The organism is Chryseobacterium sp. 'Rf worker isolate 10', assembly GCF_050753305.1.
GTDB lineage: Bacteria > Bacteroidota > Bacteroidia > Flavobacteriales > Weeksellaceae > Chryseobacterium.
Genome location: NZ_JBOZOF010000001.1, coordinates 1,155,527 through 1,174,732, shown reverse-complemented (window position 1 = coordinate 1,174,732; position 19,206 = coordinate 1,155,527). Strand labels below are relative to the sequence as shown.

Genomic DNA, 19,206 nt, shown 5'->3' with positions numbered 1-19,206 from the left:
AGTTTCTAATTTTCTATTTTGAAAATAGCTGTCCTAAAATAATCCCTGCAGCCATTGATACATTCAGGCTTTCTGTAGACTGGGATTTTCCAAACCTCGGAATGCTGATACTTTTTTGTAGAAGCTTTTCAGTTTCAGGTCTCATTCCGTTTCCTTCGTTTCCTAAAATAAGATTGATTTTTTTTGGTTTCTCAAAGGTATAGATGTTCTCCCCTTCCATATCCGTTCCTATGTTTACATTTTCTGTTCCAGAAAGATATTCCACAAGATCAGTATAAACAAGATTCACTCTGGTAAAAGAACCCATTGTTGCCTGAATCACTTTCGGATTGTAAACATCTACAGTATCTTCGCTGCAAATAATCTGTTCTATCCCGAACCAGTCTGCCAGTCGAATAATCGTTCCTAAATTCCCTGGATCCTGTATTCCATCCAAAACCAGCTGTATATTCTTATCTTCCCATTTTTCTTCCTCAGCAAGATAACATACCGCTATGGAATCTTTTGGAGTTTTAAGAAAACTAATTTTTTTTAATTCATTTTCAGAGATATGGGTAACAGGAATATCAGTACGGTCCAATTTTTGTGGATCGGTTGAGAATATTTCTTTAACTTTAATGTTAGAATTAGAAAGTTCACAAATGATTTTATTACCTTCAACCAAAAACAAATTGTATTTTTGTCTGAACTTCTTTTTATCTAAAGATTGTAAAACTTTTATTGTATGAGCTGTAAGCATTATAAGAATTCTCCTCAAAAATATTATAAAATTATCTCATTTGCAACATTTGTTGGTCTCCTTTATGCTTGTAGTACGACAAAAAAAGTTCCTGAAGGCGAATATCTCCTTACCAAGAACAGTTTAGGCTTCGAGGATAAGAGAGAATTTTTCGATGAAGAACTGAAAGATTACATTCAGCAAAAGCCCAATAAAAAGCAATTTCTTTTCATGCCATTAAGTTTACTTTTGTACAACATGGCTGATACGAAATACGATACGATACTTAATGAATATATGACTTATCCCGGTGAGATGAGAAATCAGAAACTGAGAGACTCTTTATTTCTTAAGTATAATATGAAAAGCAGTGTGGGAAAAAGCCTGCTCTTCGATCGTTTATTGCACAATTGGGGAACAGCTCCGGTAATTCTTGATCAGACAAGAAGTGAAAAAAGTGCTGAATCTATCAAGAAAAGGCTTACCTATAGAGGATACTGGGATGCAGATGTAACCTTCAAGCATAGTTTGGATTCAGCTTCAAAAAAAGCTTCTGTAAGTTATTCTATTAAGCATAACGAACCCACCCGCATCAAGGGGTATTTTTACAATATTCCGGATCAGGGGATCAAAGGATACTACAGCTCTTTTCTGAATAAAAGTCTGGTGAGATCTGGTCAGATTCTTGATCAAACTGTACTTGAAAGAGAGGTGACAAGAATTACGGAACAGATGAGAGAGTTTGGATTTTATAGATTCAATTCTTTAAATGATGAAGTGTATTTTGTTGCAGATTCTCTTAAAAGCAGAAAGCAGGTTCCTTTAACTCTTGAAATTCATAAAGATTCTTTGGATACACCCTATAAAATTGCCACTTTTGGAAATATTGACGTTGCCATTGTGGATGAACCTGGTGATTATCCTAAAAACACAAAGAAAGACAGCTTAAGGAGAATAAGATTCCATACGGTGAATGACAAGTATAAAATTTCATCCATATGGAGAGCGATTATTCCAGACAGCAAAAAAGTTTTTGACCAAACAAAACTAGACGTTACCAAGAGAAATCTCTTGGCAATGAACAACTTTAGTATTGTTAAGGCAAGAGATTCACTTAGACAAGGAGGAATGACTTCTCCTAATGACAGTATTGTGGATGTTTTATATGTATTAAAACCACTTCCGAAGTATGAGTTTAAACTGGGAACAGATATTAATTATTCTCAGGTTCTGAATCTCGGGATCTCTCCTTCCGTTGACCTTACTACCCGAAATGTTTTCAGAGGGGCAGAAAACCTTTCTACCAGCCTTTCAGGAACGTTTGGATCAATCAGAAGTACAAAAGATATTGATAAAAGAGTGGCCGCCTATGAAATATCAGCTCAGGCATCTTTGAATTTCCCAAGACTGCTGCTTCCTATTAATTATTATAAACTGATTCCTAAACGATATACTCCTACTTCATCTATCTTGCTGGGAGCATCGATACAGAACAATATTGGTTTGGGAAGAATTATTTTCAATACCGGATTAAACTATCAGGCCAGTGTAAATGACCAGGTATATCATAAGCTTACTTTATTTAATACTCAGGTCAGTCTTACTAAAAATAAAGATGCCTACTATGATTATTTTGTGAATGACGGAAGAGTAAAAGATGAGGTTTTCGGGAATTATTTTATGTTTAACCCGGAAACTCAACAAACCGGAAAAGATTATAGAGATGGAAAACTTACCGTAGATGAAGTTTCCAAAAAGATTATAGAGAACGACGCTTACCGTGGAAGTCTTAATCAACAGGGAACTGATCTTTTAACAGCATTCAGAGGAACTTTGGTTAATAAAGACAGACAGACACAGGATGTTCTTATTTCTTCCATGATTTACAACTTTGTTTACAGCGAGATTGGAAAAAAAGAATATCCAAATGCTTTTTACTTTAACGGAAAAGTTGAGCTTGCTGGTAATATTTTAAGCTTATTCAACAAAAAAGATAATGACGGAGGGGTTGTTACCAGTCCTCAAAAAACTATTTTTGGCCTACCTTATGCACAGTTTGTTAAGTTTGATATTGACGCCAGAAAATATTTCAGATTTAACGGAAACCAGACATTGGTGCTTCGTCAGTTTATCGGGGTTGGAATACCGTATGGAAATTCTCAAGATATGCCAATCATCAAGTCGTATTTCAATGGAGGTTCCAATGATATCAGAGCCTGGGTGGCATTTGGTGGGTTAGGTCCTGCAGATTCTCAGGTAGATGAAAGAGTACGTACTTATATGACAGACAATGTAAAGCTGACAACCAATATTGAATATAGAATTCCGTTCAACAAAACTTATGAAGGAGCCTTATTTACCGATATTGGAAATACATGGAGTCTTCGTAATTATAATGACGGGTATGGAGATGAGTTTAAATTCAATAAATTCCTGAAACAGGTGGGTATCGGAAGTGGATTCGGGTTAAGATTAAATATTGCCTATGTAACGGCCAGAATAGACCTTGCTTATAAGATTTACGACCCAAATAAACCTGAAGGTGACCGATGGAGAGTAAAATATATCCAACCTTTTAAACCTACAGTGAATATTGCGTTCGGATATCCTTTCTAATCCGGAGAAACGCCCAGAATAAAATATACTACAGCAATCACACGGGCGAGGATTTCCCTCGTCTGGTTTCTGTAGAAACTTTCAGGCTTTGTGACATCTTGCGCATCAAATCCTAAAGCATTCATATCATTATTTCTTGCAAAAAAAAGAGCCCTCAGGTTGTGAAACCCTTGAGATACGATAATCACATTGTTCTTTTTATAAACATCTTTGCAGCGAAGAATACTTTTATAGGTATTGAATCCCTTCGGATCTTCCACAATAATATCTTCCGGAACTCCTTCCTGATTGATCAGATAGTTTTTCATGGCACCCGGTTCATTGTAACCTTTACTCTTCTCACCGCTTACTATAATTTTCTTGATCTTTCCATGATGGTAAAGAAGAGCCGCTGCATCCATTCTTTTGGTGAAATAAGGGTTAGATTTTCCGGATCTCATTTTTGGAGATGTTCCAAGAACTAATGCAATTTCCCTTGGTGGTATTTTTGAGATTTTGGTATAGGTTCTCCCGTTGGTAAGCCCGAAAACCCACACATTACAGAAGCATATCATCAGAATTCCCAATTCCAATGATATAAAACCCAGGTTAAATATGTTCCTAATGACTCTCAACTAAGATCAAAGTTAAGCTTTATTTTTTTACTTTTCACAATAGACATGCAAGCCAATATATGCCCCTGTTCTTCTTCTTTTTCGGTAAGATACTCATTCTCCAGCAATTCCACTTCACCTTCTTCTAAAGAACATTCACAGCTGCCACAGATCCCTGACTTACATGAATAAGGAACCGGAAATTTCTGAATAAGAAGCTGTTGAAGGATTTTATCCTTGTTATCAGCAAGATGAGTAGTATATTTTTTTCCAAGCATGGTAAACTCAACTTCAATATTTTCAATCAGAGGAAATTCTTTTTCTACAGGATAAATATCATCATTAAATTCTTCAAAAAGTTCAAAATGGATATTTTTTTTCGGAATTCCGTGGTGATAGCAGGCATTAGCCAATGTCTTGATCATTTCTCCTTTTCCACAGATTAATACTTCATCTACAGCATCCCAGATGGTAGACTCCTCATCCGTATCGTCCAAATGAAGGATCTGATTGATAATGAGAGCCAATTTCTTTTCATCCAGCCTGCCATAAAAAAACTGGTCTGCTGTTTTTTCCCTTGAAAAAAAATAAAATATCTGAAGTCTGTCACCACAGGTTCTGGCAAGATTATCCAGCTGATCACGATAAACAAGATCTTCTGAACTTTTATTTCCAAAAAATAAAAACAAACGGGTTCTGGGTTCGTTGTGAAGAATATTTTTAAAATGGCTCAAAATAGGTGTAATCCCTATACCAGCAGCAAAAGCAACAATAGTCCTGAATTCGCTGGGTTTAGATACAATCGTAAATCTCCCTGCAGGTTCACTTACCCACAGCTCATCCCCTGCGTTATAATTCTGAAATAACTGCGAAGTCGCTCCATCAGGAGAATTAACCTTTATCCCCAAACATATTTTACCTTCATAGGGAGCAGATGTCATTGAATAATCATTAATAACCTCTTTCCCATGGGATTGAAATCGTATACTGACGAACTGCCCTGCTTCGAATCTGAAATTTTCCTTTAAATTCTCAGGAATATCAAACTCCAGAGAAAAAGTATTTTTGGTCAGCTCTTCCTTTTTCGCTATTTTTAACGGATGAAACTGTATCAGTTTCCCTTTATAGATTTGTTGTTCCATAACTTCAATTCAAAAATAGATAAAAAATAATTTATGAAGAAGATAATTTTATCCACGTTACTTCTTACTGCACTGTACAGCTGTAAAAAAGAAGGTCAGAAAACTGAAAACACAGCAGTTGCAGACTCTGTTTCCGTATCTCAAACTACAGAACCTGAAGGAAGTACAGTTCTTCCTAAAGAACTTTCTCCGGAAAATGTAAGCCAGCATCTAGCTAAAAATAATGATACTTTATATGTAACCAATTTTTTTGCAACCTGGTGTGGTCCTTGCATGAGAGAGATTCCGAGTTTTAAAAGTAAAATGGAGGAATTGAAGGGAAAACCTGTAAAATTCACTTTCATAAACCTTGATGACAAGGCTGAATGGGCTGGTGCTGTGAAAAATTTTGCTACAGAAAATAAACTGGGAGGAAGCATTATTTTACTGGACGGACAAAAATTAGATCAAAACTTCTTTCATAACAACTTCAAACAATGGGATGGAGGTTCTATACCTTTTACTTTCATGAGAAAAGGAGATAAAACCGATGAATATCTGGGAATGATGACGGAAGATGTTTTGAACTCAAAAATCGATTCTTTCTTAAAATAAAATAGACTGAACTCTTTCTGAATCATGTCAAAAAGATTTAAAATCCTGTGTTTATTATTCGTGATTGCAATTATTGTAAGCGCTTTCATTAATCTGAATACAGGATTTTTAAGTTTAAACTTCCAGGATTTCTTTCAAGATTCTGCTCATAGCCAAATTGCCGAGATCCGTATCAACCGTGTTTTGGTAATGATGCTGGCCGGAATTTCAATTCCTACTTCAGGCTTTCTGATGCAGGAATATTTTCAAAATCCGCTGGCTGGCCCCGATATACTGGGAATCACTTCGGTCGCCAGTCTATCAGTTGCCTTTTATATTTTCTTTTCTCACAATATTTTACTGCCTGAATTTTTGCAAAACAGTTTCCTTAGCTTATCAGCTATTGGTGGAAGTTTGCTGCTAATGTTGATTCTTTTGTCAATGTCAAACAGATTTCAGGACAAATCCTATCTTATTATTTTTGGATTTCTGGTATCTGCTTTTGCCGGAGCAATTGTATCTCTGCTGCAGTTTTATGCAGAAAATCAAAGTTTGAAAAACTATATTTTATGGTCTTTCGGAGCCAATAATATGGTAACAAGGAATCAGATTTATGTACTGTTCATCATAGTTTTAATAGGTATGTTTATTTGTTTCAGAGTGATAAAGCCACTTATTGGAAACTCACTGGGCAATTCCTATGCACAAAGTTTAGGAGTAAACCTGAAACAGCTGAAGCTTTTAATAATCGTAGCATCCTCTCTCCTATCAGCTTCTGTTACTGCATTTCTGGGACCTATTCTCTTTATAGGAATCATTGTCCCTCACTTTTGCAGATTGGTCTATAATCCTTCAAAATTATGGCAGCAGTGGATTCTTAATATGTTTCTGGGAATGCTGATCATGTTATTTTTCTCGGTGATTGCAGAAAAAACACAGATTCCATTGAATGTGATAAGCTCTGTATTTGGTATCCCTGTCATTCTGATGATGCTTTTGAAGCAGAATAAGGTGTGATTTTTTTGTTGGATAAATGCAAATGCGCAATAAAAATGAATTTGACATTGTTTTAAGAAGCAAAGATTTTATCTCCGATAAAATTGAACACAGCATATTCTAAACAAAAAATATCCCCAACCCCTTGCTGAAAATCTCACATTGAGCGAAGTCGAAATGTTCTTGCGCCTTCGCGTTTACCCAACATTTCGTATCAACAAACATACAAACAATACCTTCTAAGAGTAATTAATAAAAGTCATTGTAATTATTAAGCAACTATTCATATATTTAAACTTAACACAAACACCACAAATAACAGAAAATGAATTATCAAAAATAGTTTTTGAAACAGGTTTAAAGATTCATAAAAAGCTTGGAGCAGGACTATTTGAACATGTATATGAAGAATATATGTTCTATGAACTAACAAAATCGAATATTCATGTAGAAAAGCAAAAATTACTTCCGATCATTTATGAAGATTTGAGAATAGAGAATGCTTTCAGACTTGATATGATGATTGAGAACAAAGTAATTCTGGAAATAAAAGCGGTTGATTACATCAACCCAACTCATAAAGCACAACTCCTTACCTATTTAAAAATGTCAAACTGTAAATTAGGCATGCTGCTCAACTTTCAATCTGATGTTTTCAAAAATGGAGTAACAAGAATTGTAAATAATTTATATAATAAAAATGAAGCAAAGTCAAATCCCTTGCGCTTTAAAACATTATTTTTGTAAAAGATTTTAATCTTTTGCAAATGCACCTACAGATCAAACAATCAGATATCGGTTACAATACAACACTAATCTCCAATGCCAATGCAGATTTGAAGCTTGGTGATGTATGCCTGCTGATTGGTAATAACGGTGTAGGAAAAACAACATTGATTAAATCTATCCTGCATCAGATTCCTTTACTGAATGGAGAAATTGCGATCAATGGGAAAAATGTAAAAAACCTTTCAGTAAAAGAAATTGCGGAGAATATTGCAATTGTCTTTTCAAAATCGGTTATACCGCAGCATTATACGGTTGAAGATCTTATTTCTTTGGGAAAATACATCTACTACCCTTTTTATTTTGAGTTAAAAAAAGAAGACCGTGAAGAAATTGTTCATATTATTGAAGAACTGGATCTGACCCAATACAGATATACTCTTTTGAAAAACCTGTCGGACGGGAACCTTCAAAAAGCATTTATCGGGCGCGCTATTACGCAAAATTCGCCTATCATCATTCTGGATGAGCCTACTACCCATCTTGATGAAAAAAACAAGATCATTATTCTAAAAACCTTGAGAAGACTGGCTAAAGAACAGAACAAACTTATTCTGTTTTCTTCCCATGACTGGCGGTTGGCTAAAGAGTTTGCAGACAAAATTTGGTATGTAAAGGAAAAGCATCTGTATTCGGGGATTGTTGAGGACATTTTGATCCAGCATGAAGAACTTACCAATGCTTCATTATTTCAAATCAATGAGACTTTTATTCCCCCTTTTATCTCGGCACCGCAGTTTCACAAGGAAATGTTGTATTCTCTGCTTCAAAAAAACTTCCAAAAAGATCTGTCTGACCTTAATTTCAAGTTTCAGAACGATTTTTGGGTAATTACTAAAGATTCGAACACTTATCAATGTGAATCTTTTGAAAAAATCATCAATTTAGTTTCAAACATTCATTAATACTACATTTTATTTGATTAATTCACATACTATGCATGCATAGTATTATGCTAGTCATATAATTTAATCTGTTTATTTCCAGACCATTAACAAAATTTAACGTTAGTAAATACTATGCATGCATAATATTTACTAAATTTGGGTAAAACCATTGGCGCAAAAATGATGGATAATAATAAGGAAAAAATAGAAAACGTAGATTTAATTTTAAAGCAGACCTGGCTGGCTGTCTCTAAAATGTACACAGAATTAGCCCAGGAACATGATTCCACAGCGGTACAGGCACTCACTCTTCTTAAAATTGATCCCAAAGAAGGAACCCGGAGTACCAATCTTGGTCCAAAGATGGCTATTGAACCCACTTCACTAACGAGAATCATCAAGCTTCTGGAAGATAACGGATATATCTATAAAGAAAAGACAACCACTGATAAAAGAGAGGTTATCATTAAGCTTACAGATAAAGGATTGAACTCCAGAAACATGTCGAAGGAAGTCGTTGTGAACTTCAACAAGAAGGTAATGGAGAAAATAGCTCCGGAAAAGCTTGAGGCCTTCAAAGACGTGATGACCGAAATCATGAAAATAGCAAACGAATTATTAAACAACAGAAAATAAATTATGATGAGACCCTTGGGCTTTGTCTAATCTTATAAAAATAAAAATTTACATATGAAAAGAAGAATCAAACATGTAACGGTTCTTGGTTCAGGAATTATGGGAAGCGGTATCGCGGCTCACTTCGCCAACATCGGCGTTGAAGTATCACTCTTGGATATTGTTCCTTTTGAACTTACAGAAGCTGAACAGAAAAAAGGTTTGACCAAAGATGATAAGGTAGTAAGAAACAGAATTGCTTCCGAAAACTTTGAAAAACTTAAAAAAGCAAGTCCTGCACTTCTTTATTCACCAAAGTTTGCAGACAGAATTAAAATCGGAAACTTCGATGATGATTTGCCGAAAATAAAAAATACAGACTGGATCATTGAAGTAGTAGTAGAAAGACTTGACATCAAGAAGTCTGTGTACGAAAAGATTGAACAGTTCAGAAAACCGGGAACATTGATTTCTTCTAACACGTCCGGTATTCCTATCCACTTCCTTACAGAAGGAAGAAGCGAGGATTTCAAAAAATACTTCGCAGGAACACACTTCTTCAACCCGGTAAGATACCTTCCTCTTTTAGAGATTATCCCTACTAACGATACAGCTCCTGAGATCATCGATTTCTATATGAATTATGGAGCGAAATTCTTAGGTAAAACAACCGTTTTAGCCAAAGATACTCCAGCATTCATCGCCAACAGAATTGGGGTTTTCTCTATGATGGATCTTCTTCACAATGTACAGAAATTAGGACTTACCGTTTCTGATGTTGATAAATTAACAGGTCCCGTAATAGGGCGCCCAAAATCTGCGACTTTCAGAACAGCTGATGTTGTAGGTCTTGATACTTTGGTAATGGTAGCCAACGGGGTTCGCCAAAGCGGTGCTGAAGCGAATGACTTCAATGATGTATTTGCCCTTCCGGCTTATATCCAGAAAATGATGGATAATAAATGGTTAGGTTCAAAAACAGAACAAGGTTTCTACAAAAAAGTGAAAAACGCAGAAGGAAAATCTGAAATTCACGGATTAAACCTTGATACTTTAGAGTATGAACTGCAAGGAAAATCATCATTCCCAACTTTAGAATTAACAAAAGCTATAGACAAACCAATTGACAGATTCAAAGTTTTAATTGGTGGTAAAGATAAAGCGGGTGAATTATACAGAAAGTCTTTAGGAGCATTATTTGCTTACGTTTCGCACAAAGTACCTGAAATTTCTGATGAAGTTTATAAAATAGACGATGCCATGAGAGCCGGTTTTGGATGGGAAAATGGTCCATTTGAAATCTGGGATGCTGTAGGTGTTCAGAAAGGTATTGAACTGGCAAAAGATGCAGGATATGAAGTTTCGGACTGGGTAAAAAATGTAGAGACTTTCTATAAAGTTAATGACGAAGGACAAAGCATTTATGTTGACAAGAATTCAGGAGAATACAACAAAATTCCTGGTCAGGATGCATTCATCATCTTAGATAATATCAGAAAAAATAAAACGCTTTGGAGCAATTCCGGTGCTGCTATTGAAGATTTAGGAGATGGTATCATCAATTTCGAAATCCGTTCAAAAATGAACTCTCTTGGAGGCGAAGTCCTTGATGGATTAAACAGAGCGATTGATTTAGCTGAAAAAGACTACGACGGATTAGTAGTTGGAAACCAAGGGGCTAACTTCTCTGTAGGAGCTAACCTTGCTATGATCCTTATGATGGCTATTGAGCAGGATTGGGATGACTTGAATATGGCAATCGCTTATTTCCAAAAATCAATGATGAGAGTACGTTACTCTTCAATTCCTGTAGTTGTAGCTCCTCACGGTATGACTTTAGGTGGAGGATGCGAAATGACCATGCATGCAGACCGAGTGGTGGCAGCCGCAGAAACATATATCGGACTTGTAGAAACCGGAGTGGGTGTAATCCCTGGTGGTGGTGGTACTAAAGAATTGACTTTAAGAACTTCCAGAGAATTCCACAGCGATGATGTTAAAAATAACAGACTTCGTGATGCTTTCATGAACATCGCAATGGGTAAAGTAGCTACTTCCGCTTATGAAGCTTATGACATGGGAATCCTTGAAAAAGGGAAAGACATTGTTTCTGTAAGCAAAAACAGACAGATTGCTGAAGCTAAAAAAGTAGCAAAACTACTAGCAGAACAAGGATATACTCAGCCAATCGAGCAAAAAGTAACAGTTCTTGGTAAAGATGCATTAGGAATGTTCTACGTAGGAACGGACCAGATGCTAACCGGAAACTTCATTTCTGCACACGATAAGAAAATTGCTGATAAGCTGGCCAACGTAATGGTAGGTGGAAATCTATCTGAACCAACGGTTGTAACTGAACAATATCTATTGAATCTTGAAAGAGAAACCTTCCTTCAGCTTTGTGGAGAAAGAAAAACTCTGGAGAGAATTCAGTACATGTTGCAAAATGGGAAACCTTTGAGAAACTAATAATTTCAAAAATAATTAACGAACACTTTGTCATTCCGAAGGAATCCAAACATTGGATAGATGCTTCCAGCATGACAAACCGTATGGTTAATTTTTATAACAAATAACAATAAAACAATGTCAAAGACAGCATACATAGTAAAAGGTTTCAGAACTGCCGTTGGAAAAGCTCCAAAAGGAAGTTTAAGATTTACAAGACCTGATGTAATGGCGGCTACCGTTATTGAAAAATTAATGGCAGAGCTACCACAATTAGATAAAAACAGAATTGATGACCTTATCGTAGGAAATGCAATGCCGGAAGCTGAACAGGGGCTGAACGTTGCACGTCTGATCTCTTTGATGGGGTTAAATACCGATAAAGTTCCGGGAGTAACTGTAAACAGATACTGTGCTTCAGGAAGTGAAGCGATTGCTATTGCTTCTGCAAAAATCCAGGCTGGTATGGCAGACTGCATCATTGCAGGTGGTACGGAATCTATGTCATACATCCCTATGGGAGGTTACAAGCCGGTTCCTGAAACGGATATCGCAAAAACAAACCCTGATTATTATTGGGGAATGGGATATACTGCGGAAGAAGTTGCAAAACAATATAATATTACCAGAGAAGAACAGGATCAGTTTGCTTTTGAATCTCATATGAAGGCTTTAAAAGCTAATCAGGAAGGAAAATTTGCCAACCAGATTGTTTCGATTCCTGTAGAATATAATTTCCTGGATGAAAATCAAAAAATGCAGACTAAAAAGTTTGATTTTTCAGTAGACGAAGGGCCTAGAGCAGATACTTCTTTAGCTGGTTTAGCAAAATTAAGACCTGTATTTGCCAACGGAGGAAGCGTAACGGCCGGAAACTCTTCTCAAATGAGTGATGGAGCAGCTTTCGTAATGGTAATGAGTGAGGAAATGGTAAAAGAATTAGGACTGGAGCCTGAAGCAAGATTAGTAGCTTATGCAGCTGCCGGATTAGAGCCAAGAATCATGGGAATGGGTCCCATCTATGCTATTCCAAAAGCTTTGAAACAAGCAGGTCTTGAATTAAAAGACATCGACTTGATCGAGCTTAACGAAGCTTTTGCATCTCAATCAGTTGCTATTAAAAAAGAATTAGGTTTAAATCCTGACATCTTAAACGTAAACGGAGGGGCTATCGCTCTTGGACACCCGCTTGGATGTACGGGAACAAAACTTACCGTTCAACTTCTTGACGAAATGAGAAGACGTGGCAACAAGTACGGAATGGTTTCTATGTGCGTAGGAACCGGACAGGGAGCGGCTTCTATTTTTGAACTGCTTTAATTTTTTAAAATGAATGTTAACGGGTAAAAGAATTTCAATACTTGTTATTTTATTAGTCATAATAGTAATTTATTTCTTTGGATATAATGTAGAGTATGGAAGTAGTATAATACTATATCTTGCCTTACTTCTTTTATTAATGTTTAGCTACATTGTATTAACAATGTCTACGTTTGAAAAGATTATTGGTGAAAATCCTGAAAGTTTCATTTTATATCCCATGAAAAAGATTAAATATATTGTTCTAACTACAATATATGTTCTTATACTGATTTTTTTAGTTTTTAGCACATTTCTCATATCACTGGGGCTTTCTGAAAATAGAAAAAATAATATTTTAAATTCTTCTGAAACAATAAATATTGATGGATTAATAATTAAGACGGATAGTATTTCACTAAAAAATGGTAAAAAACCTGTTGCATACTTAAATTATAAAGTCGATAAGAAAAATTATCAATTTGAATTAAGCAATCAAAATAAAAAATACAAGTTAAATCAAAAAATTAAGCTTAAATATTCTTTAAAACATCACGATATGTTTAGAATTATTGAATAGTCTTAAGAAAAAATTTAAATAACAAAATAACATATGGCTACATTAAAAGGCGGGGAATTCCTAATCAAACAAATTCCTGCAAACGAAATTTTCAGTCTTGAAGAACTGAGTGAAGAACAAAAAATGCTTCGTGATTCTGCGAAAGAATTTATAGATAGAGAAGTAATTCCTCATCATGACCGTTTTGAGAAAAAAGACTATGAATTGACCGAAAAAACAATGCGTCAGTTAGGTGAAATGGGACTTTTGGGAATTACAGTTCCAGAAGAATATGGAGGCCTTGGAATGGGATTTGTGAGCACAATGCTGGCGTGTGATTATGTTTCAGGAGGAAATGGCTCATTAGCAACAGCTTATGGAGCACATACCGGAATCGGGACTCTTCCAACTCTTCTTTACGGAAGTGAAGAATTAAAAAAGAAATATCTTCCGGATTTAGCTACCGGAACAAAATTTGGAGCATATTGTTTGACTGAACCGGATGCCGGATCTGATGCCAATTCAGGAAAGACAAGAGCAAAATTGTCTGATGACGGAAAACATTACATCATCAACGGACAAAAAATGTGGATTTCCAATGCAGGTTTTGCTGATACTTTCACTTTATTTGCTAAAATTGATGATGATAAAAACATTACAGGTTTTGTCATCAACCGTTCAGAATTAGAAGATCCAAACAGCTTATCTTTTGGTGAAGAAGAACATAAATTAGGGATTCGCTCCTCTTCGACTCGTCAGGTTTTCTTTAATGATATGAAAGTTCCTGTCGAAAATATGTTAGGAGAAAGAAACAATGGTTTCAAAATCGCTTTGAATGCATTAAATGTTGGTAGAATTAAATTAGCTGCTGCAAATCTTGACGGACAAAGAAGAATTTTAAACCATTCTATTCAGTATGCAAACGAAAGAAAACAATTTGGAGTTTCAATTTCAACTTTTGGGGCTATCAGAAAGAAAATTGCTGAAATGTCTACCGGAGTTTTCGTAAGTGAAGCAGGTTCTTATCGTTTAGCAAAAAATGTAGAAGATAAAATTGCTGAATTGGTTGCAGGAGGAATGGATCATCAACAAGCTGAATTAAAAGGTGTTGAAGAATTTGCAGTTGAAGCTTCTATCTTAAAAGTTTTTGTGTCTGATCTTACTCAAAATACAGCTGATGAAGGAATTCAGATTTATGGAGGAATGGGATTCTCAGAAGATACTCCAATGGAGTCTGCTTGGAGAGATGCAAGAATTGGAAGAATTTATGAGGGCACCAACGAAATCAACAGACTTTTAGCTGTAGGAATGCTTATCAAGAGAGCAATGAAAGGTGAATTAGACCTTTTATCTCCTGCAATGGCAATCAGCAAAGAATTGATGGGCATCCCTTCATTTGAAGTTCCTGATTATTCAGAATTCATGAGTGAAGAAAAAGCTATTATTGCTAACCTTAAGAAAGTATTCTTAATGGTTTCCGGAGCTGCTCTTCAGAAATACATGATGGATATTGAGAAGCAGCAACATTTATTATTGAATGCATCTGAAATTCTTAATCAGATCTATATGGCAGAATCTGCAGTATTAAGAGCAGAGAAACACTTCTCTCCTGAATCTGTAGAAGCAGCTATGGCCCAGTTGAACCTTTACAAAGCTGTTGAGAAAATCATCACTGCGGCTAAAGAAGGAATTGTTTCTTTCGCTGAAGGAGATGAGCAGAGAATGATGCTTTCAGGATTAAGAAGATTCACTAAATATGCCAATCACCCGAATGTAGTAGCGCTTACTGAAAAAGTAGCTGCTCACTATATCGAAAAAGGAGCTTATTAGTCTTAATAACATAAATTTGATTCAGCGTCTCAATCTTTGAGGCGCTTTTATTTTTCACCGTGTTTATTGCCATTATCGTTGAATTTACTGACATTCAATGGCTTTATTCAAAAAAAAATTATTATTTTTATTTAAAATTAAATAACACATGAAAATTATATTATTTCCCCTACTCCTTATATCGGCTGCTCTGACAGCACAAAAACGGGATAAACTAATCCCTTTTCCTAAAGCAGATACCGCAAAAATTCAGAATAAAGATTTGTTTAAAAATTTTGGACTGAATTCTACTCAGCAGCAGAAAGGACTGTATAAAATGCTGGTAAAAAAGCCTGGTGATACAATTGCATATCTTGCCTTAAAAGAATCTTCAAAGGACTATTCACAATACAAAATTTTAAATGCCATTACCCCAGACAAAATACTGGCGAAACCTAAAAAACTAATACCATCCAAATAATCACAACACCAAACTCAAAACTATTACCATGGGAAAATTTATTATCTCTAAAAGGATAAACGGAGACTTTCAGTTTAACCTTAAAGCAGGAAACGGACAGGTTATTTTAACCAGTCAGGGTTACAGTACAAAGCCATCCTGCGAAAACGGAATCGGATCTGTAAAAACCAATTCACAGGAAGATTCAAAATTTGAAAGAAATACCGCCAATGACGGCCGATGTTATTTTAATCTTAAAGCAGGAAACGGGCAGATCATAGGAACCAGCCAGATGTATGAATCTGACAATGGTATGGAAAATGGAATAGAATCTGTAAAAAACAATGCTCCACACGCTCCTATAGAGGATGAAATCAATTCATAAAATCATCTGAAATAATTTTAATAAAAATGCCTTAGTTTTTAAGGCATTTTTTATTTTTGTATTCTATTTTTCATTAGAAATGACAAAAGAAGAATTACTGAATAAAGCAATCAAAATAGCCGATAAGGCTCATAAAGGACAAACTGATAAATACCATGCCCCATACATTGCCCATGTAATGCGCGTAATGGAATATGGTAAAACACTGGATGAAAAGATCGTAGGAGTACTGCATGATGTAGTAGAAGATCATCCGGAGGAATTCAGCCTGGATTATTTAAGATCTGAAGGCTTCCCTGAATACATGATTTTCGCCATCAGCTGCCTTACAAAATTTGATCCGGAAGAGGATTATGATGAATTCATTAAAAGAACAGAAAGATCTCTTCTCTCTGTTGCTGTAAAAATTAATGATCTTCGAGACAATATGGATCTTAGAAGAGTAAACAGAGAGCTTACCCCTAAAGACATTAAGAGATTTAATAAATATTTGAAAGCGTATCGCTATCTGATAGAGAAATATTAATCTGCACCCGGGAAATCGTAAGTCTTCGTGTGGTGGTCTGTTCCATCAATATTGATGTTTAAAGCAAGGTAAACAAAATGTAAATTTTTATTCCCTTTTGCTTCAAATTCACGCTGCCACAGATATCCGCTTACGATTCCAAAATAATCATCGATCTGATAGCCGAAACCGCCATAAACCCTGTTTCTGGCAAAAGTAGGCTTCATCGGAGAGACAAAGAAAACTTCGTCATAAGCATTAGCGAAAACAGTTCCTTTCTTGATGGTTTTGGAATTTAAAGGAACACTTACGTTCAGACGGTATCTGTAACGCATTCTCTGGGAAGTCTGATCTGTTTTGGGCTCATAAAACCAGCTCTTTTCAACACGGAAACGGTTTTCAAACTTTACGATACCTTTCTTGATATCAATAACGTCCTGCAGCCATACCCTGAACTCTTCTCTGCTTAAGCTGTGATCTTTATAATTTACATATCTTCCAAGTCCCACAAAAGGTTTATGATTTTTGGTAAGATTATACCCTAGTCCCCCCTTTATCTCATAATAATCAGGGTAGGTATAATCTTCATTACCACGTATCTGCCCTTCAGCATAAAGGAAAAATTTTGGATGAAACTTATAGGTCAGAGTCACTGCATTGAAGCTGGAAATGTGTTCCTGTGCTTTAAAAAAAGAAATTCCAAGTAATAAACCTAAGCCTATAAGACGTTTCATAAAAAATTTTTGCAAATGTATATTTTTTAACAATTTGTTAATATTAACTTTTATTCACATCAAATTAACATCTACTTAATATTAATCGTATAAGAAAACCCAATGTGGAACCACCTTTGCGGCATTGCTACCCCAAACGCCTCCGTGTATTGTGTATTCGTAATATTGTTAATCAGCACATACACCGAATAGTCTTTTTTAGCAAAGCTTAGTTTCTCATCTACAAGATTATAGGTTCCCAGATTTACTCTTTCATTGTAACGGTAAACAAGCTCATTGGTAAAGTTTTTCAGGAATTTGACCTCTAATTTAGAAATAAACTGATGTTTCAGATTGTCCAGAATGTATCTTGAAACCAGACCATTTTTTTCTTCATATTTGCTGTCGATATAAGTGTATCCAATTGTATACTTTAACCAGTCTATTGGTCTGTGGCTCCATTCTGCTTCAATCCCTTTGGTTCTGATATCTCCTACATTTTCTGCAAACCAGATTTTATCATTTATATCTTTTTTCACCCAGTCGATAGAGTTGCTGGAGTTTCTTAAAAACCCGCTTACTTTGGCTAAAATTTTACGATCATGATATTGATATCCCACCTCTGATGACACAGCATTTTCAGGGCGTAAATCAGGATTTCCCTGTTCCGTTTTGCTCACATAATAAAGATCGGTAAAAGTCGGAATACGGTGTACTTTTGCGATATTACCATACACTTTATGATTAGGATTAAAGTTATACCCTACATCCAGCCCAGGATAGAAAAAGTTTCCTTCTTTTGAATAGTTTGCCCATGAAATTCCCGGAGTAATATTCAGTTTTTTATCCAGCAATGAAAAATGGTGCTCAAAGAAAACCTGAGAAACAAAACGGTTTCTGTTACCCAGATTACTGCTCGCTAAAAATTCTTTTCTAAGTTCAACTCCAATTCCGGTTGTTCCCAATCCCCACTGATAACTGGAATTCACTTCTCCGCCAACATTATTTCCGATGTGCATATTTCGGTAAAAATCTGGGTTCCATCTGTCATAAAGGTACATATCCTGACCTCTTCTCCAGTATACATTAGAATTAAGTTTTAGTTTTCCAAAAGTCTGCTGATGAGCAACACTTACAATAGATGCCTGCGTTTCCTCATACTGTTTTGTGGCAGCACTGGATGCATAAAAGCCATTCGCTCCGAATTTCTTTTCAGAAAAACCTGCCTGTACTCTTACATCTCCATTTTTGATATTCAGTTTTCCCTGATAAAATACGTTTCTGATTTCATAATCAGTATTGAACATATAACCTTCTGAAGAAGCAGAATTTGCCTGAAGAGAGTTCGTGAATTTTTCATTTCCAATCTGCGCGTTGAATCCAAGACCGTAAGTACTGTAGTCTCCACCATCTGCACTGATCTTCACTTTTTTCCCGGGGCTCGTTTTAGTAATGATATTGATAACACCGGCATAAGCATTCTGTCCGAAACGTCTGGCAGCAGGTCCTTTTACGATTTCTATTCTTTCCACGTCATCCAGATCTACCGGAATATTCATATTATTATGTCCGGTTTGGGAGTCATTCATCCTGATTCCGTTCAGAAGCAGAAGAACCTGCTCAAAAGAACTTCCACGGAAACTGATATCACTCTGCACCCCATTAGCTCCTCTCTTTCTGATATCCATACCTGGCACCTGCTGAAGAATTTCATCAATACTTTTAGCCGGAGAATTTACAATCTCTTCTCGGGTGATGACACTGATGTTCTGATTGGCACTTTTATATGGTGTGGAGATAAATTTCCCCTGAAATTCAATGCTTTCAATATCCATTGTCTTTTCCTGTGCATTTACCCAAAGTAAAGATCCCAGAAAAAAAGCACTTCCTATCTTTTTGATCATAATCGTTTCCGTAGTTTTTTAAGATCCCAAAAGTAAGGGAGTTCACCAAGACAGGCAAATGATAGTTGTCATAAAAAAAGATGCAGCGTAATGCTGCATCTGTGTGAGGGAGTAATTCTATCTTTTTCTCATTAAATGTGTAACTAGATCTCTGAATAATTTTCTCATTTCTATATTACATATTTACGGATACAATTT

18 protein-coding genes are annotated in these 19,206 nt (G+C 35.8%); 13 read left to right on the top strand and 5 right to left on the bottom strand.

Annotated features, from left to right (window positions below; translation table 11 throughout):
• Positions 1–13 precede the first annotated feature (13 nt).
• Positions 14–739: a TrmH family RNA methyltransferase gene (locus tag LKL37_RS05165; protein WP_431609520.1), complete on the bottom strand. Its 726-nt coding sequence runs from the start codon at positions 737–739 to the stop codon at positions 14–16.
• On the opposite strand from LKL37_RS05165, the gene LKL37_RS05160 reads away from it, so the two are divergent.
• Positions 725–3,334, top strand: a complete 2,610-nt coding sequence (locus LKL37_RS05160) for a BamA/TamA family outer membrane protein (protein ID WP_431609519.1) — start codon at positions 725–727, stop codon at positions 3,332–3,334. The two genes, LKL37_RS05165 and LKL37_RS05160, sit on opposite strands and share 15 nt — an antisense overlap.
• On the opposite strand, the gene LKL37_RS05155 is transcribed toward LKL37_RS05160, so the two are convergent.
• On the bottom strand, positions 3,331–3,888 hold the full coding sequence (locus tag LKL37_RS05155; protein WP_431610438.1) for a SanA/YdcF family protein: 558 nt from the start codon (positions 3,886–3,888) through the stop codon (positions 3,331–3,333). The two genes, LKL37_RS05160 and LKL37_RS05155, sit on opposite strands and share 4 nt — an antisense overlap.
• Positions 3,889–3,944: 56 nt before the next feature.
• Positions 3,945–5,069 (bottom strand): 2Fe-2S iron-sulfur cluster-binding protein, encoded by a 1,125-nt coding sequence (locus LKL37_RS05150; RefSeq protein WP_431609518.1) that lies wholly within the window; start codon positions 5,067–5,069, stop codon positions 3,945–3,947.
• A gap of 33 nt (positions 5,070–5,102) precedes the next feature.
• Here LKL37_RS05150 and LKL37_RS05145 point away from each other — a divergent pair, with 33 nt between their 5' ends.
• The 12 genes from LKL37_RS05145 to LKL37_RS05090 all read left to right on the top strand — a co-directional run bounded on the left by LKL37_RS05145 (position 5,103) and on the right by LKL37_RS05090 (position 16,412).
• Entirely contained in the window at positions 5,103–5,663 is a 561-nt protein-coding gene (locus LKL37_RS05145; protein ID WP_431609517.1) for a TlpA family protein disulfide reductase, read from the top strand.
• 24 nt (positions 5,664–5,687) lie between these two features.
• Positions 5,688–6,659, top strand: coding sequence for a FecCD family ABC transporter permease (locus tag LKL37_RS05140; RefSeq protein ID WP_431609516.1), 972 nt, complete (start codon positions 5,688–5,690; stop codon positions 6,657–6,659).
• A 231-nt stretch (positions 6,660–6,890) separates the two neighbouring features.
• Positions 6,891–7,385, top strand: a complete 495-nt coding sequence (locus LKL37_RS05135; protein ID WP_431610437.1) for a GxxExxY protein — start codon at positions 6,891–6,893, stop codon at positions 7,383–7,385.
• Positions 7,386–7,405: 20 nt separating this feature from the next.
• On the top strand, positions 7,406–8,329 hold the full coding sequence (locus LKL37_RS05130) for an ABC transporter ATP-binding protein (RefSeq protein WP_431609515.1): 924 nt from the start codon (positions 7,406–7,408) through the stop codon (positions 8,327–8,329).
• A 165-nt stretch (positions 8,330–8,494) separates the two neighbouring features.
• Positions 8,495–8,947 carry a MarR family winged helix-turn-helix transcriptional regulator gene (locus LKL37_RS05125; RefSeq protein WP_105703816.1) on the top strand — a complete coding sequence of 151 codons (453 nt, stop codon included), beginning with the start codon at positions 8,495–8,497 and terminating at the stop codon, positions 8,945–8,947.
• A gap of 54 nt (positions 8,948–9,001) precedes the next feature.
• Positions 9,002–11,395, top strand: coding sequence for a 3-hydroxyacyl-CoA dehydrogenase/enoyl-CoA hydratase family protein (locus LKL37_RS05120; protein WP_431609514.1), 2,394 nt, complete (start codon positions 9,002–9,004; stop codon positions 11,393–11,395).
• 117 nt (positions 11,396–11,512) lie between these two features.
• The gene (locus tag LKL37_RS05115) at positions 11,513–12,694 is read left to right on the top strand and encodes an acetyl-CoA C-acyltransferase (protein WP_431609513.1); all 1,182 of its coding nucleotides are present in this window, start codon (positions 11,513–11,515) and stop codon (positions 12,692–12,694) included.
• A gap of 13 nt (positions 12,695–12,707) precedes the next feature.
• Entirely contained in the window at positions 12,708–13,253 is a 546-nt protein-coding gene (locus LKL37_RS05110; RefSeq protein ID WP_431609512.1) for a hypothetical protein, read from the top strand.
• A 33-nt stretch (positions 13,254–13,286) separates the two neighbouring features.
• Entirely contained in the window at positions 13,287–15,062 is a 1,776-nt protein-coding gene (locus LKL37_RS05105; protein ID WP_431609511.1) for an acyl-CoA dehydrogenase family protein, read from the top strand.
• A gap of 148 nt (positions 15,063–15,210) precedes the next feature.
• Positions 15,211–15,522 (top strand): hypothetical protein, encoded by a 312-nt coding sequence (locus LKL37_RS05100; RefSeq protein ID WP_431609510.1) that lies wholly within the window; start codon positions 15,211–15,213, stop codon positions 15,520–15,522.
• A gap of 28 nt (positions 15,523–15,550) precedes the next feature.
• Positions 15,551–15,886: a YegP family protein gene (locus LKL37_RS05095; RefSeq protein WP_431609509.1), complete on the top strand. Its 336-nt coding sequence runs from the start codon at positions 15,551–15,553 to the stop codon at positions 15,884–15,886.
• A 79-nt stretch (positions 15,887–15,965) separates the two neighbouring features.
• On the top strand, positions 15,966–16,412 hold the full coding sequence (locus LKL37_RS05090; RefSeq protein ID WP_431609508.1) for a phosphohydrolase: 447 nt from the start codon (positions 15,966–15,968) through the stop codon (positions 16,410–16,412).
• Here the strand turns inward: LKL37_RS05090 and LKL37_RS05085 are convergent.
• Together LKL37_RS05085 and LKL37_RS05080 are read right to left on the bottom strand one after the other, a co-directional pair.
• Positions 16,409–17,125 carry a DUF2490 domain-containing protein gene (locus LKL37_RS05085; RefSeq protein ID WP_431609507.1) on the bottom strand — a complete coding sequence of 239 codons (717 nt, stop codon included), beginning with the start codon at positions 17,123–17,125 and terminating at the stop codon, positions 16,409–16,411. The genes LKL37_RS05090 and LKL37_RS05085 overlap by 4 nt on opposite strands.
• A gap of 71 nt (positions 17,126–17,196) precedes the next feature.
• On the bottom strand, positions 17,197–19,008 hold the full coding sequence (locus LKL37_RS05080) for a TonB-dependent receptor plug domain-containing protein (RefSeq protein ID WP_431609506.1): 1,812 nt from the start codon (positions 19,006–19,008) through the stop codon (positions 17,197–17,199).
• Between the last annotated feature and the right edge of the window lie 198 nt (positions 19,009–19,206).

Coding starts and splice junctions, on each gene's coding strand:
- LKL37_RS05160 (WP_431609519.1), top strand. CDS start 725: ATGAGCTGTAAGCATTATAAGAATTCTCCTCAAAAATATTATAAAATT.
- LKL37_RS05165 (WP_431609520.1), bottom strand. CDS start 739: ATGCTTACAGCTCATACAATAAAAGTTTTACAATCTTTAGATAAAAAG.
- LKL37_RS05155 (WP_431610438.1), bottom strand. CDS start 3,888: ATGATATGCTTCTGTAATGTGTGGGTTTTCGGGCTTACCAACGGGAGA.
- LKL37_RS05150 (WP_431609518.1), bottom strand. CDS start 5,069: ATGGAACAACAAATCTATAAAGGGAAACTGATACAGTTTCATCCGTTA.
- LKL37_RS05145 (WP_431609517.1), top strand. CDS start 5,103: ATGAAGAAGATAATTTTATCCACGTTACTTCTTACTGCACTGTACAGC.
- LKL37_RS05140 (WP_431609516.1), top strand. CDS start 5,688: ATGTCAAAAAGATTTAAAATCCTGTGTTTATTATTCGTGATTGCAATT.
- LKL37_RS05130 (WP_431609515.1), top strand. CDS start 7,406: ATGCACCTACAGATCAAACAATCAGATATCGGTTACAATACAACACTA.
- LKL37_RS05125 (WP_105703816.1), top strand. CDS start 8,495: ATGGATAATAATAAGGAAAAAATAGAAAACGTAGATTTAATTTTAAAG.
- LKL37_RS05120 (WP_431609514.1), top strand. CDS start 9,002: ATGAAAAGAAGAATCAAACATGTAACGGTTCTTGGTTCAGGAATTATG.
- LKL37_RS05115 (WP_431609513.1), top strand. CDS start 11,513: ATGTCAAAGACAGCATACATAGTAAAAGGTTTCAGAACTGCCGTTGGA.
- LKL37_RS05110 (WP_431609512.1), top strand. CDS start 12,708: ATGTTAACGGGTAAAAGAATTTCAATACTTGTTATTTTATTAGTCATA.
- LKL37_RS05105 (WP_431609511.1), top strand. CDS start 13,287: ATGGCTACATTAAAAGGCGGGGAATTCCTAATCAAACAAATTCCTGCA.
- LKL37_RS05100 (WP_431609510.1), top strand. CDS start 15,211: ATGAAAATTATATTATTTCCCCTACTCCTTATATCGGCTGCTCTGACA.
- LKL37_RS05095 (WP_431609509.1), top strand. CDS start 15,551: ATGGGAAAATTTATTATCTCTAAAAGGATAAACGGAGACTTTCAGTTT.
- LKL37_RS05090 (WP_431609508.1), top strand. CDS start 15,966: ATGACAAAAGAAGAATTACTGAATAAAGCAATCAAAATAGCCGATAAG.
- LKL37_RS05085 (WP_431609507.1), bottom strand. CDS start 17,125: ATGAAACGTCTTATAGGCTTAGGTTTATTACTTGGAATTTCTTTTTTT.
- LKL37_RS05080 (WP_431609506.1), bottom strand. CDS start 19,008: ATGATCAAAAAGATAGGAAGTGCTTTTTTTCTGGGATCTTTACTTTGG.